This is a genomic window from Candidatus Nitrosotenuis uzonensis, assembly GCF_000723185.1.
Classification (GTDB): domain Archaea; phylum Thermoproteota; class Nitrososphaeria; order Nitrososphaerales; family Nitrosopumilaceae; genus Nitrosotenuis; species Nitrosotenuis uzonensis.
On record NZ_CBTY010000006.1, the window covers coordinates 1 to 14,524 of the forward strand.

The following is a 14,524-nucleotide window of genomic DNA, read 5'->3' on the forward strand; positions in this document are numbered from 1 at the left end:
GGGAATAATCAAAGTATAACAAGACCGTTTTAGCTAAAATCTAACCGCAAGACATGATTTACATTATTATAGAATGTGCTTGTAGCTAATCAATAATGTTCCCCATTCGTGACGAGAATCCAAAACCGCCAGGGTTCAAGCCAAAAGTTACATATGCGCTCATCATAATCAACATAATCGTATTCTTTTTTGAGGTTGCAGTGACAGGACAGTTCTTTGAATTTAGCAACAATCGCGCCGCGGCACTGTTCTACGAATGGGGGGCAGTGCCTGCATGTATAATGGGTGAGAGTTCAATAACAATACAACAAATTCGTGTCTCCTGTCCTGACATGCCAATGCTTGGCCTTCTAAGTTCCGTCTTTTTGCATGGAGGACTGATGCACCTTGGAGGCAACATGCTATTTTTGTGGATTTTCGGAGACAATATAGAATTAAAATTTGGCAGGGCAAAATATCTTGGAATATATCTTGTCTGGGGAATAATCGCAGGACTTGCACATGTAGTGGGCGATATGTACAGCCCGATACCTGCAGTCGGAGCTTCTGGGGCAATTTCGGGCGTACTTGGGGCCTACCTTGTCATGTTTCCACGCGCCAAGGTCACAACATTCCTTATGATGGGATTTTTCTGGAGGATGCTGCATGTTCCGGCAAAATGGTATTTGCCATTCTGGCTTCTCTTTCAGAACGTACTGCCATTCCTGATTGGAGGATTCGGATTTGGCTCTGGGGGGGTAGCGTACCTTGCGCACATCGGGGGATTCGCGATAGGCTTGGCAACAGGTTATCTTTACAAAAAAACGCACAGACCAGAATACATGTATGGCTCCAGATACGGTTGGAAGGGAGACTAAAGAATAAATCCGACAGCCAAAGCACACACTCATGCCAATAATTACTGTCTCAATGTATCCTGGCAGAACACAACAACAAAAAGAAGAATTTGCCAAGGCGATAACAAAGTCCGCAGTTGAGATCCTCAAGACCAAAGAAAGTCACGTAATTGTGGTCTTTGAAGACAATCCAAAAGAAAACTGGTACATGGCAGGTAACCCACTGTAACACTTTCTTTTTATTTCATTAAAATTTCACTAAATTCATGAAAGTAGCTGTAGTTCAATTTCGCGCATCAACTGACAAACAAAAAAACCTTCAGCGAATTCTTAATTATGTAAAAGAGTCAGCGCACAAAGGAGCAAACCTTTGCGCATTTCCAGAATTTATGATGTTTTACACAACTGCAAAACAGTCTCCAGCAGAGCTTGCCGAGCTTGCAGAACCAATTAACGGAAACTTTGTTAACTCGATCGCAAGTGAGGCACGAAAACACTCAATCACTGTAGTGGGTACGCTCTACGAAAAAAGCAAAAAGAAAACCCGTGTGTATGATACATCGTTTATAATATCGCCTTCAGGCAAGTTGCTTAGCTCGTACAGAAAGATCCATCTGTATGACGCATTGGGATTTCGAGAATCAGATAAATTAGAACCCGGCTCAAAGATTTCGCTACCCATACGCACCAAAGTGGGAAAAATAGGCATGATGATCTGTTATGATCTACGCTTTCCTGAGATGTCACGCATTCTTGCCTTATCCGGATCCGAAATCTTGGTGGTTCCTTCCGCATGGGTACAAGGGGAGATGAAAGAGGAACACTGGATTACAATCAACAAAACACGTGCAATAGAGAATGGTTGCTATGTAGTGGCCCCAGATCAAGTTGGAAACATTTACTGCGGAAGAAGCTTAGTCGTCGATCCCTACGGAAAGATTTTGCTTGACATGAAAAAAAAGCAAGGAGTTGGAATCGTGGATATATCGCTTGACAGAATAAAGCAGACGAGAAAAGCGCTACCGCTACTACAAAGCAGAAGAACCGATATCTATTCTAATCTTTAGAAATCCTGCTCTGACAGTTCATGTTGGAGCACTGCTGCTGCCATTTCTGCCTTCTAGAATATCTAAAGAAAATAATCGGCCAGGCGCACTGGCTGCATGGAGTCTTTGTAATGCCAAGCATTGCCTTTTGCAGCAGGGGTGATGACGCCCTACATCCGTTATAATAGTTGGAGCATCCAATGAAACGCTTTTTTGTTTTTCTAGATCTGATTATCATCAGCTTGCCTATCTTGCAGCTGGGGCATATGACAAGACCGTTCTTTGGCTCATTTGAGCCTAAAATTATATATTTTTTCTTGTTTTCAGACCATGAAAGATAGCTATTCTTATCATAATACTGTTTGATCTCCGAACGCATCAGATCGACTCGGCGCTTTGTGATCCTAACACTGTTTCGAAGTTTAGGCATCTTTTCCATCAAAACTGAAGCTGATTTCTTCAACAGGATATTCAAATGCTTGAAGGATTTTATAGGGACCGATGGTCACTGAGATTTGTGGAAAAGGTTTGCGTTCTTGGTGCTGGAAGCACAAAATACGGAAAATTAGAAGATAGCATTACAGACATTACAATTCAGGCCTCAATCGGGGCAATAGAAACTGCCGGTATAGACCCAAAAGAGATTCAGGCAGGCTACATTTCAAATGTGTTCGGAATTGCAGACAAACAAGTCCACTTGGGACCTGTCATCATGAGCAATCTAGGGATACCAGAAAAACCATCGCTTTCCATCGAGTCGGCGTGCGGTTCTGGCTCAGTCTCATTCAGAGAGGCATTTGCAAATGTAGCAGCAGGATTCTACGATGCGGTGTTGGTAGCAGGAGTAGAAAAAGTAACACATACTGGCACAGAGTGGACCACAACATACTTTTCATACTGTTCTGATTTCTTTTACGAGGGTGGCGCAGGTGCATCATTCCCAGGCCTCTTCGCATCCATGGCGCGAGCATATCTTACTGAATTCAAGGCAACAGAAGAAGACTTGGCTATGGTTGCAGTAAAAAATCACGAGAACGGGCTGCTCAACCCAAAAGCGCACCTTCGAAAAAAGATTACAGTTGACGATGTCATGAAATCCGCAGTTGTAGCAAGCCCGTTAAAGCTTTACGACTGCTGTCCATTTTCTGACGGTGCAAGCGCCGTTATACTATGTAGTGAAAAATTTGCAAAAGAACACTCTAAAAATTATGTCAGCGTAATTGGATCCGGAAGGGGTGGATCACCTGCCACCCTGCAGGGTAGAGATCATATGACCACCATCCCGAGCACAAAGATTGCCGCAGACGCTGCATACAAGATGGCCGGAATCACTGCAAAAGATGTCGATTTTGCAGAAGTGCACGACTGCTTTACAATCGCAGAAATAGTTGACACAGAAGATCTAGGATTCTTTGAAAAAGGTACTGGAGTGCAGGCTGTAAGGGAAGGAAGGACTGCACGAAACGGCGATATCCCAATCAATCCATCTGGAGGACTAAAGGCAAAGGGTCATCCAATAGGAGCAACTGGCGTGGGCCAAGTCGTAGAAGTTTTCGAGCAGCTAACCGGCAAAGCAGGGGACCGTACAGTAAAAGATGCACAAATAGGGCTTACTCATAACTTTGGCGCAACCGGAGCAAGCTGCGCTGTTCATATCTTCAAAAGCGTGTAAAACCTTGTCTGAACAAAAACACCAGTTCATAGATGCGGTAAAGGCAGGTAAAGTCCTAGTCAAAAAGTGCACAAAATGCGGCCATCAACACCTTGCAACGGTCTACTTTTGTCAGAAATGCGGCAACAAGGGATTTGAGAACGAGATTCTTGAGGGGAAGGGCACGGTTGCCACATATACGATAATCACTGTGCCTCCTGCAGGATTTGAAAAGTATACGCCATACGCGTGGGTGGTCATGAACATTGATGGTCACGATCTTAGGATTTCAGGTTTTCTTGGTGGAATAGGGAGCCCATCCCAACTACCTGTAGGCTCCAAAGTCAAGATAATCGGATATGATGACCGCGGGATCATACTGGAAAAACAGTAAAATCAATTTAGTAAATTAATTAATAATTTTCAAAAAAGATTCTTAATAGTTTTGGCAAGACCATCATATTATTGTCAGTAGATGTTGTATGCGGTAAATGTGGGGCCAAAATCTCCAACATGAAAATGCTCAAGTCGATCAAGGATGTAATGAAGCACTACAACAACAGGTGTCCGTCATGCGGTCAGACTCTGTCTACCAGTGAGTTTTCCGTGGAAGTACAAAAGAACTGATCAATAAAGATAGCTGAAGATCTAGTCATAAATCTTATTTACTCCTGATCTCTAGGCTATGCATGAGCATTGAAGTGGCCACTGGAGCAGCCGACTCGAAGAAGGCCGGAGGTATCTTACAGTCCACCTCAAAGCGTGTAAGGATGATCTTCTCTGTTATGGCAAGTCCAAACAGAATTGACATATTACGAATCCTGAATTCAAAGGGCCCACTAACTTATTCCGAATTAAAATCGCTAGCAGGTTTCAAATCAAAAAAGGAGAGTGGGAAATTTGCATACCATCTAAGAAAACTCTTAAGGCAATCACTTGTCGCACTTAACAAATCTGAAAGACGTTACACGATAACAAACCTTGGAAAGCTCGTGTTGAGCCTTGCAAGGCAGATCGAGGAGCGCTCTATCATAGAGTCTGGTAAAATGTATGTTCGAACATCTCATGAATCAATCGAAGAGTTCAATTCACACAAGATAATCCAATCACTTGTAAGGGAAGGAAGCCTCCCGCTTGAGCTTGCCCAGAAAATCACCGAAGAGGTGGAAAACCGCATCTACAAGTACCAGACTACCTATCTTACAGGCTCGCTTATTAGAGAAATGGTAAACTCGGTGCTGCTAGAGCACGGCCATGAGGAATACAGGAACAAACTTGCCCGCCTAGGCATGCCTGTATTTGACGTCCAAGAGATGCTCACAAACGTGGACAATATCGATAATGGCGCTCAGGGGCTGTTCTTCAAGGCAGGCCAGTCTGTCTTTTCGGAAAACCTTCTACTAAACACTCTTCCAAAAGACGTCGCAGACTCGCACTTATCAGGAGATATCCACATATCAAACCCTGGAATCTGGTCTCTGCTGCCAGACACGCTATTTTTCAACATAAAGGAGCTCATAGATGACGGCTTGGATCTGAAAGGCAAGTACCTTGGCGTAGCGAGAATTCCAACAATAAAAACACTTGACAACCTTGCATCATCGCTCTCAATGATAATATCGCTCACTGCAAAGGAGGCATCAAAAGAAGTCATACTTGACGGACTTGTACATCTATGCTCCAAGCATGCCAAAAACATAACAGATCTTGAAGAAAAACTCGTAGCCGCATTTGCAACATCGTCGGTTTCATCCAAGTATACAAAAGAGCCCACGCTTACATCTTTTAGAATCCAACTCGGATCGGATGGCAAGATAGTTCAAGCAGTGCTCAACGCCTACAAAGCATACGTGAAGATGACTCCGGTTCCACAAATAGGGCTGATAATAGACCATTCGAGCGGCAAAATCTCTGATGTTTCTGATATTGTATCTGAGATAATTTCAATTGGCGGCAAAGTCCTGTTCTCAAAGGATGAAACATCATACAGTGGAGTTGTAAGGATCAAAGGCAAGAACAGCACATCGTCAATCAACTTGCAGTCACTTACGATCAACCTGCCCAGACTTGCGTTCGAATCAAACAAAGACGAGACTTACTTTAGGGCAAGACTTGCACTTTTGATGAAACCGGCACTAGCTGCAATGTCGTTACGCAAAAAGGACATATCCGATCTAACAAGACGCGGCCTTAATCCAGTGCTTGCTGCAAATACACAGTACATGCAGCGCAGCTCAGTCTGCCTTGTAGTGAATTTGGTGGGCCTAAAGGAAGCCGTCTTTAACATACTTGGATACAACAACGACAAGGAGGGCCAAGAAGTAATCTACAAAGTAATTCAGACCGCAGTGGACGTAGCAGAAAAGAAAGGCAAAGAGATGGGTGATACGGTAATAGTCACCATGACTGAAAGCGACGGAACCTCCAGATTCAGTGCCCTTGATGGAGAAAAATATGGTAAAATGTCCGTACAAAAGTCCCTTGACGGCGAGAACTATTCGGAAGGGATATTGATTTCTGCTTCAGAAATTGACTCTATTACCGCCAAGGCAGAAAAGATTGTAGAAGCTAACAAGACATCCAAGATACTCAACGGCGGCCTCCTCGTGAAACTCCGATTTGAGAAGGAAACCAACGTAGAAGACATCAAAAAGGCTTTGGAAAAGGTAGGCGATCTGGTAGGCACGTTCAGGCCTAGTAAGGACGTCCCAATATGCGGCAACTGCGGCTTCAAGGACGAGAAGCTATTTGACAAGTGCCCTGTCTGCAAGTCTCCTTACATACTCAACTAGATCTAAAGTCGAAATTCGCAGTTCTGACATTATGAGATAAAAATTAATCCCTAACTGATCATAGATCATACATCAAATTGGCTGAATTCGTTTTTGTCCTCAGGAACGATTGTTCCGAAATTTTCCGTAGCGGTGTAAACATTGTTGAGCTAAAATCTGAAATCTTTGGCAGTCAGGGTTATATCCAATATGGTTTTACCTAGTGAGGGGAGACATTATGACAACAGATTTTTCTCAAATAGAAAGTTCGATCGTTGACGTCAAGAAGCGTGACGGACGTATTACAAACTTTAACAAAGAAAAAATTACAAATGCGATCTACAAAGCCTTGGTTGCAAACGGCAATCCAGATCGCAAGATTGCAGAGGAACTCACCAGCGGAGTCCTGAGCAAGCTAATTTCACAAGGCTTTTCTGCTTCACACCCTCCAAGCGTCGAGGATGTGCAGGACATGGTAGAATCAACCTTGATTGAAAAAGGATACGGCGAAATCGCCAAATCGTACATATTGTACAGACACGAGCGCCGCAAGATACGTGAGGACAAGATGAAGGTTTTAAATACCAAGTCGCTTGACCCGGTGGCAAAGGCATTTGATCTTAATTGCCTTCGAGTCCTTGCATCAAGATATCTTCTGCGAAACAACAAGAACGAGATAATCGAAAGCCCTTCACAAATGTTCGAGCGTGTTGCAATTCTGGTCGGCATAGGTGATATCCTATATGATAACGAGCTGTTTGCAAAGGACGGCGACATACAGCAAGATGTTGAGGAGGCAAAAAAATATCTGAACAAGCTTGATGACTTTGATTACAAATTCAAGATAGGAAGCTTTTATCTCAACAAATACCACTTCAGGGGACTGATCAACCACTACATCTATCTTGCAAAGCGCGGGCAGATGAAGAAGAGCTTCAAGGAAGTACTAACACTAATTGCAGCAAAAAAGTTTGACAGCTATGCGGACAGGATTCAAGAATACCATACTCTTATGACAGAGCAAGACTTTCTGCCAAACTCTCCAACAATGATGAATGCAGGTGCAAGACTTGGCCAGCTCTCAGCATGCTTTGTTCTTGGAATGCCAGACGATATGGCAGACATAATGAAGTCTACCTCTGATGCAGCTCTCATATTCAAGTCTGGTGGTGGAGTTGGAATCAATTACTCTGATCTTAGGCACGAAGGAGACATTGTAGCCTCTACCTCGGGAGTAGCCTCAGGACCTGTATCGTTCATGAACATCATAAACACAGTAACCGAGGTAGTAAAACAGGGAGGAAAACGAAGAGGGGCCAACATGGGCATCCTCGAAGTTTGGCACCCTGACGTTGAAAAGTTCATCACTAACAAGACCCAGCCGGGAGTACTTGAGAACTTTAACGTAAGCGTAGGAGTGTGGGAAGACTTTTGGACCGCACTTGTAGACAGCCCAGACGGTAAATACACTCTGAGAAGTCCGCGTGACAAGGCACCTGTCAGGGAGATAAATGCACACCAGCTAATCGACGTAATAGCACACTCTGCATGGAAGAGCGCAGAGCCGGGACTGATCTTCTTTGATAACATCAACAAGTACAACGTCTTTGCAAAGGCAAGGGGTGGACCACTGAGGGCAACCAATCCATGTGTTACTGCAGATACGTGGGTTGCTACATCTGAAGGACCAAGAATGGTAAGAGATCTGATTGACGTACCGTTTAAGACACACTTGAATGGCAGACCATGGAGTACAAACGGATTCTTCTCTACAGGTATAAAGAAGATCTACAAACTGAAAACAAAAGAAGGCTTTGAACTGCGCTTGACAGAGGATCACAAAGTACTATCTGTCAGCAACATGAAGAGGAACTCTTTGGAATCCGAATGGACGCAAGCAGGAGATCTAAAAGAAGATCAAAAAATTGTTCTTGATGACTGCCGTTACTATGAATGGGACGGAAAATTCGGTCAAGAAGAAGGATATCTAATGGGTCTTATGATCGGCGACGGTCACATCAAAAAGGACTGCGTTATACTGTCATCATGGGGTGAGAGTAAAGGTGATGCGTCCGTAAGAGGTCTTGTCTTGCAGTATGCGCAACAAATGCCACATAGAGCAGACTTTGATGGCTGGATGAAGGTCAAAGGACGAGGTGAATACAGACTTTCATTGGCGTCAATAAGCGGACTTGCAGAATCTCTCGGATTAAGACATGAAAACAAGACAATAACCAAAGAAATTGAAATGGCGTCGTCTGCTTTTTACAAGGGATTCCTCAGGGGATTCTTCGATGCAGATGGAACCGTGCTTGGAAGCCAGCAAAAAGGCATATCTGTCCGTCTTTCACAAAGTGATCTTGGCATACTGAAAGCAGTTCAACGCATGCTTCTCAGATTGGGCATTGTGTCAAGAATATACACAAACAGAAGAACGGAACAAGAAAAGCTCTTGCCGGATGGGAAGGGACATCAAAAACTATATCATACCAAAGCGCAACACGAGCTTGTAATATCTGGAGAAAATCTACTGCGTTTCCACAATGTAATAGGATTTGCAGATACAGAAAAGATGAACCATCTGGATTCATTGCTTGGGAACTATAAACGAAGTCTCAACAAAGAAAGATTCGTAGCAACAGTAGCAGAGCTGGTGGAGGATGGCATCGAAGAAGTATATGATGTTCAGGTGCCAGGAGTAAACGCATTTGACGCAAATGGAATAGTTGCTCACAACTGCGGAGAGCAATCGCTATACCCGTACGAATCATGCAACCTTGGATCAATCAACTTGGCAAACCTAGTCAAAAGAAAGGCGGACGGACAATACGAGTTTGACTGGCAGCGATACGAGGAGACAATACGCAAGACCACCAGATTCCTTGATAATGTAATAGACATGAACTTCTATCCGGTTCCGGAAATTGACAAAGCATCAAAGGAATCAAGAAGGATAGGGCTTGGCGTAATGGGCGTAGCAGATCTTCTCTACAAGCTGAGAATACCGTACAACTCAAAGGAAGGATACGAATTCCAATCAAAGCTTGCAGAGGCGCTGACATACTACTCTATGGAAGAAAGCGTCGCACTTGCACGATCAAGGGGCGAATTCGATCTTTGCTCAAGAACAGAGTATCCGGAAGGCAAGATTCCAATATCTGGCTATTATGAAAAGCCAAAGGGCGGACACTATTATGACTGGGACGCACTAATTGCGAAAATCCAAAAACATGGAATACGAAACGTGTTGACAACCACGGTTGCCCCCACGGGAACTTTGTCCATGATTGCTGACTGCTCAAACGGAATGGAGCCTACATTTGCACTGGTATTTGAAAAGCGTGTAACTGTTGGAAGATTCTTTTACACAAACAAGATCTTCGAGCAGGTGTTGCGAGAAAACGGCCTGTATAGCGATGAACTGCTGGCAAAAATCGCAGACAATTACGGCTCAGTAAGGGGACTAAAAGAAGTTCCAGAATGGATTCAGAACATCTTTGTTACAGCAATGGACATACACTGGTCCGATCACCTCATGGCCCAAGCTGTATGGCAGGACTGGATTGGAAACGCAATCGCAAAAACGATCAACATGCCAAACGACGTGTCTGCAGATGATGTCAAGGCAGCGTACCTTCTGGCTCACGAGCTTGGTCTCAAGGGCATAACGGTGTACCGTGACGGCTCAAGGCACACACAAGTGTTGCACATGACAAGCGAGAATGCGGAGAAGACATTCGATGTGGAGCCTAGTGCGTACCTGCGGGAATACATTGCAAAGAACATCAAGAACGCGTACATCCGAGCACAGGTAAACAACGCACTTGAGCTCAAGATTCCAGAAGAGCCTCTTAGGCAATCCGAAGTAAAGGAGGAGGTTCCGGAGGAAATGCTGTGCCCATCATGCAAGAACCATCTGGTCTTTGTTGAAGGCTGCAGCATATGCATAGAGTGCGGCTTTAGCGGATGCACATCCGGCTAAAACCATCACAACTCTTTTTACTCTCGTTTTTCACTTGCACAACTAGTGAACAAAAAAATTCTTATTGCAATCGGGATTGCAGTGGCAGTTGTAGTTGGTATAGTGGCATCATTGTCTATGTCTCAAGTCCCGCCGCAGCCTATACAACAAAATGAAAAGCTTGGCATTGTAGTGAATACGCCCACAAAAGAGGTCACCATTGAACAGCTTGACAAGGCTTATTCTGATGCCGCATCCACAGGAGCTGGAAGGAGCAACCTGTATCTGTTCTGGAATCATATAGAGCCACAGCAGGGCCAGTACAACTGGAAGGACACTGACATCCTGATGAGTATGAACAAGAAAAACAACATGAAAGTAACATTGTTTTTCTCGCTTGTGAATGGCAGACTGATAGGGCCATATCCGCAGTGGATGGGCACGCCAGGATTTGGTACCAGCCTTGAACAGCTGACTGTAACAACGCTTGACTCTATACTATCAAGATACAATATCATCGATTCTGTCATAATCGGCGGCGAGCTTGATGCGTACTTTAAGGATTCTGAGGGAAGCGTAACACTCTACAAGAAATTCTATGATAATGTATATTCTAAGCTAAAACAAAAGCATCCGGACGTAAAGTTTGGCAACGCGTTCTCACTTAATGGGATAATCAACAGGGATCTTGGGCAATACGTGACAGAACTTGCCGATTCTGGGGATTTTGTTGCATTTACCTACCTTCCAGTTGACAGGCTAAACGATATTGCAAAAACACCACAAGATGCGCGCTCGGATCTTCAGAAAATGCTGGAGCTTGTACCGGACAAAAAAATCGCAGTCTTTGAGATCAGCTGGAGCACATCGGATTATGTGAATGGCAACGAGCAGGATCAGGTTGAATTCATCAAGGTTGCCTATGACTTTTACAGGCAGAACGAATCAAAAATAGAGTTTTTCACGTGGTACAGGCAGTATGACCGGCCAGAAGGAAGCTGCATAATTGATCAGCAGTTTACAACATCATCAGTTTCAATAGGAGGAGATCAGTTCGTGCGAGAAAGACTTGGAAGCTATACCTGTGCTGCAGGCCTTGTCAAAACAGACGACTCGCCAAAACCGGGACTGTCGGAAATTACAAGACAGATACGGGCAAGTTGATGATTACAACATGCTTTCTTTGATAATTGCGGAAGCATCACTTGAACTGGTGCCAAAGGGGCTGTGGCACCACAACGCGGTTATCTCGTACTGCAGGAGAATTTCAAAGAGACCGTCGGAGGTGCTTCTTGATAATTCCTGGCACTTTGGAGCGATGAAGGGACTGCAAAACGAGATAAAAAGAGGAAGACCTGACATCGTGCACTTTTGCCTGCTTGAGGCGTGCACCATTCCACTGTATGATGACGATGAAATCCAAGTATTCGTTCATACACTGCATGACAAGGTTATAGAGGTCGGCAGAGGAGTGAGAGTGCCAAAATCATATCATCGATTTGCAGGCATAATGGAAAAATTATTTGCAGAAAAAAAAATCACAAGCGGAGATCAGACCCTGTTCGCACTCAAAGACATGACGTTCTCTGAGCTGGTTGATAAAATAAAGCCAGACAAAGTGATAGGACTTTCACCACAGGGACAGGAGAGCAATTACTATGATGCTGCAAGTAGATGTACTAACAAGTCTTGCCTTGTTGTTGGCGGCTTTCCAAAAGGCGATTTTGAAGACTCTACAAAAAAAAGAATCGACACATTTCTGAGCGTTGAGAAAAGATCACTTGAAGCTCATGTAGTGGTGGCTCGAATTTTGTACGAATACGAGAAAACCATTTTTATGTAGGCTACAGACGTTTCAATCTTGTGCGGCCGTAGTATAGCCTGGTAGTACGCTGGCCTTCCAAGCCCGTTACCCGGGTTCAAATCCCGGCGGCCGCACCAGCTATTTTCTGACCTAGGCATCAAATCGTTAGTAGAATCAGTAACAGCGTTACCAAAATCAATAACAGCAGAGTTTTGGATTAAAGGAATTTCTAATAAGAAAAATTCCTTAATCTTTTTTCTGATTTTATAATTTAAAACACGTTTGTGAGATTGACTAGGACTATAATTTCCAGAGAGATATTCACGCTCTGTTTTGCTGAGCACGGGTGTAGAGTCCTTTTCTAGTATTTTAATTCTAGGTAATTGTAGAATAACCTAACAACTAACAAGTAAAATTATGATTTTATAGCTGAGAACACATAATATTGTATGAGTAAAAACAGAAGTAACATATTGTTTGTCAAAAGAGACCTAGGTCAATTGGCGGCATGTAATAATGATTAGGTACGAAAGAAAGGGAAGGAAAATTCCAACTATTCCATAAATTACTCATAATAGAATTATCTAGACTTAACAATACAGATAAACCTCCAACAAACGCAATTGCTAAAATTTGAGGAGTGGTTTTTAGTCTTTTGCAAAATAAAATGATAATAGCAAAACCAAGAATTATGGGTTCATCGTGTTTTAGAATTGGTAAGAATAATAGTTTGTATTCTGGAAACTGAGCCAAATAGTTGTAAATCCATGTAATTCCGTAGATGCTCATAGAAATAATAGGAAATAATCTAGCATCACTAAAATTTGGTATTGTGTTGTTTAGAAATCTACGGATTACTTCAACAAATTGCATTATTTTCCATATTTTTGTTCAAAGCATCCTGTGAAAAAGGAATTGTTATTTTAACAAAAGATGTATCTAAAAAAATCCCTCACTTTTGTTATTTCTCTTTATGTTAAGAGCATAAACACAATAGTCAATTATAAAAATTAAAGAATTAGCAACTAACACATCATTTTATGAATTTAAGTCCAAAAATAATCCTACTAATTATCGCCGCTTCAGCTGCCCCAATAATGCCGATAACCATATCATTAAATCAAGAAGAGAGTCAAACGAAGTTTATTGAAATTGATGAAGACACAACTTTCGATCCAGTATGTCTAAATTCAAATAGGATGTCTTCAGAGCTTTTTGACCAACTATGCAGATCACATGGAGAAGAATGGTATGTCGAGATGGGTGGTTCGACTAATGTCCGATTCCTTAATGATTATTTATCAAAAATATTTTTTACAAAAATAATACTTTCAGATATCCCAACATCAGATGCAACCAAAGATGTTAAAATAGATAATGCAAAACTACGAATAGGCACACTTTATCAATCAATAAATTTTACAACAATGTCAAAAGAACGGTTTGTGATAACCTATGGTTTTTGCAGTAATACTAACTGGTCAGAAAACACCACAACGTCAGATCTACCTTGTATTAATGTCTCTGGTTCACCCATTATGGAGATTGATTCATTTTACGGTATCTTAAATCCAGAACGAATTTCTTCAGTCGAACTTGATATAAAACCACATGTTGATTTCGCACTGGAAAAAAAGTCAAAACGTTTTACTGAAATGATCACATTATTTCCTAGCTCGTTTTTAGAGAATGAGGATCGAATTAAATTAAAAGAATGTATTGAAAAATATGATACCGAAAGTAATCAAAATGATTGTATTAGGCAAAGTCAAATACTAATCTACAGTTCAGAATTTTCTCTGAAAGGGTTTAAACCCCAAATCCAAATTGATTATACTGTATCTCCTACTTCTTTGTCAAAAACAATCAACGCTATTGTATTTGCGATTTATCCCCTTTTATCATCATTTTTCATTTACAGATGGCAACAGGAGATTAGCTTCAACAACAAAATGATAAAAGTTTGCGAATCATTAAAGGAAGAAATTAGTGATTCGTATAAAGGATTAAGAGATGGAGTTGGAAAAGTAAAACCAACGCAAACTGTCAATGTTGAATTTGATGATGAGTATTCTGCCATAACATTTACTCTTACAAAACCGTTTACTGAGATCATACTATTTACTGATGCATACAAGGGGATTTTGCATTCTGGTTCATTTGAAAATTTTACGAAGGAACATCAAATAGATATTTCAACATTTTACAACCGAGTTAATGAATATAATAAAACGATGGAGTTGTATGCTACTGCAATGGAACAATCAAGGTTATCATTAGGTTCAAAGGATCAAAAACAGAAGCTTGAGTGGGGACTAAGAAAAAACATTGGAGATTGGTTAAAGTACATGATAGAATTACGAGATGAGATTATCAAAAGCGTGGAAAATAATGAAAATGGCATTCTTAAGACTCTTGATGATGAGATTCAACGTTTTAGAAACCCCTAGATTTT

General features: G+C 42.1%; 12 protein-coding genes and 1 tRNA gene. 12 read left to right on the top strand and 1 reads right to left on the bottom strand.

Features of this window, described 5'->3' with window-relative positions; all coding sequences use genetic code 11:
- The first annotated feature begins 95 nt into the window (after positions 1 to 95).
- From NITUZ_RS00615 to NITUZ_RS00625, 3 genes are read left to right on the top strand one after another with little or no spacing between them, the layout of a single operon-like run.
- The gene (locus tag NITUZ_RS00615; RefSeq protein WP_048194208.1) at positions 96 to 857 is read left to right on the top strand and encodes a rhomboid family intramembrane serine protease; all 762 of its coding nucleotides are present in this window, start codon (positions 96 to 98) and stop codon (positions 855 to 857) included.
- Positions 858 to 888: 31 nt separating this feature from the next.
- Entirely contained in the window at positions 889 to 1,065 is a 177-nt protein-coding gene (locus tag NITUZ_RS00620; protein WP_048194210.1) for a tautomerase family protein, read from the top strand.
- Between the two features lie 37 nt (positions 1,066 to 1,102).
- Positions 1,103 to 1,903, top strand: coding sequence for a carbon-nitrogen hydrolase family protein (locus tag NITUZ_RS00625; protein WP_048194212.1), 801 nt, complete (start codon positions 1,103 to 1,105; stop codon positions 1,901 to 1,903).
- Here the strand turns inward: NITUZ_RS00625 and NITUZ_RS00630 are convergent.
- Complete coding sequence (locus tag NITUZ_RS00630) at positions 1,893 to 2,321, bottom strand: topoisomerase DNA-binding C4 zinc finger domain-containing protein (protein WP_048194215.1); 429 nt, start codon at positions 2,319 to 2,321, stop codon at positions 1,893 to 1,895. The two genes, NITUZ_RS00625 and NITUZ_RS00630, sit on opposite strands and share 11 nt — an antisense overlap.
- A gap of 69 nt (positions 2,322 to 2,390) precedes the next feature.
- Between NITUZ_RS00630 and NITUZ_RS00635 the strand changes: the two genes are divergently transcribed.
- From NITUZ_RS00635 to NITUZ_RS00675, 9 genes are all read left to right on the top strand, one after another.
- Positions 2,391 to 3,554: a thiolase domain-containing protein gene (locus tag NITUZ_RS00635; RefSeq protein WP_048194845.1), complete on the top strand. Its 1,164-nt coding sequence runs from the start codon at positions 2,391 to 2,393 to the stop codon at positions 3,552 to 3,554.
- 4 nt (positions 3,555 to 3,558) lie between these two features.
- Entirely contained in the window at positions 3,559 to 3,927 is a 369-nt protein-coding gene (locus tag NITUZ_RS00640; RefSeq protein WP_244443774.1) for a Zn-ribbon domain-containing OB-fold protein, read from the top strand.
- Positions 3,928 to 3,998: 71 nt separating this feature from the next.
- The gene (locus NITUZ_RS10085) at positions 3,999 to 4,160 is read left to right on the top strand and encodes a hypothetical protein (protein ID WP_177309423.1); all 162 of its coding nucleotides are present in this window, start codon (positions 3,999 to 4,001) and stop codon (positions 4,158 to 4,160) included.
- A gap of 62 nt (positions 4,161 to 4,222) precedes the next feature.
- Complete coding sequence (gene nrdD, locus NITUZ_RS00645; RefSeq protein WP_048194217.1) at positions 4,223 to 6,325, top strand: anaerobic ribonucleoside-triphosphate reductase; 2,103 nt, start codon at positions 4,223 to 4,225, stop codon at positions 6,323 to 6,325.
- Positions 6,326 to 6,542: 217 nt separating this feature from the next.
- A complete protein-coding gene (locus NITUZ_RS00650; RefSeq protein WP_052370020.1) occupies positions 6,543 to 10,286 on the top strand; it encodes an adenosylcobalamin-dependent ribonucleoside-diphosphate reductase in 3,744 nt (1,247 codons plus the stop codon).
- 45 nt (positions 10,287 to 10,331) lie between these two features.
- Complete coding sequence (locus tag NITUZ_RS00655) at positions 10,332 to 11,429, top strand: hypothetical protein (protein ID WP_048194219.1); 1,098 nt, start codon at positions 10,332 to 10,334, stop codon at positions 11,427 to 11,429.
- Positions 11,430 to 11,439: 10 nt separating this feature from the next.
- Complete coding sequence (locus NITUZ_RS00660) at positions 11,440 to 12,108, top strand: ribosome biogenesis protein (protein ID WP_048194221.1); 669 nt, start codon at positions 11,440 to 11,442, stop codon at positions 12,106 to 12,108.
- Positions 12,109 to 12,130: 22 nt separating this feature from the next.
- Positions 12,131 to 12,206 (top strand) — tRNA-Gly (locus NITUZ_RS00665).
- A 903-nt stretch (positions 12,207 to 13,109) separates the two neighbouring features.
- On the top strand, positions 13,110 to 14,519 hold the full coding sequence (locus NITUZ_RS00675; protein WP_048194225.1) for a hypothetical protein: 1,410 nt from the start codon (positions 13,110 to 13,112) through the stop codon (positions 14,517 to 14,519).
- Positions 14,520 to 14,524: the final 5 nt, after the last annotated feature.

Excerpts from the sequence above, each read along its gene's own strand:
- NITUZ_RS00615 (WP_048194208.1), top strand. The coding sequence starts at position 96 with ATGTTCCCCATTCGTGACGAGAATCCAAAACCGCCAGGGTTCAAGCCA.
- NITUZ_RS00620 (WP_048194210.1), top strand. The coding sequence starts at position 889 with ATGCCAATAATTACTGTCTCAATGTATCCTGGCAGAACACAACAACAA.
- NITUZ_RS00625 (WP_048194212.1), top strand. The coding sequence starts at position 1,103 with ATGAAAGTAGCTGTAGTTCAATTTCGCGCATCAACTGACAAACAAAAA.
- NITUZ_RS00630 (WP_048194215.1), bottom strand. The coding sequence starts at position 2,321 with ATGGAAAAGATGCCTAAACTTCGAAACAGTGTTAGGATCACAAAGCGC.
- nrdD (WP_048194217.1), top strand. The coding sequence starts at position 4,223 with ATGAGCATTGAAGTGGCCACTGGAGCAGCCGACTCGAAGAAGGCCGGA.
- NITUZ_RS00650 (WP_052370020.1), top strand. The coding sequence starts at position 6,543 with ATGACAACAGATTTTTCTCAAATAGAAAGTTCGATCGTTGACGTCAAG.
- NITUZ_RS00660 (WP_048194221.1), top strand. The coding sequence starts at position 11,440 with ATGCTTTCTTTGATAATTGCGGAAGCATCACTTGAACTGGTGCCAAAG.
- NITUZ_RS00675 (WP_048194225.1), top strand. The coding sequence starts at position 13,110 with ATGAATTTAAGTCCAAAAATAATCCTACTAATTATCGCCGCTTCAGCT.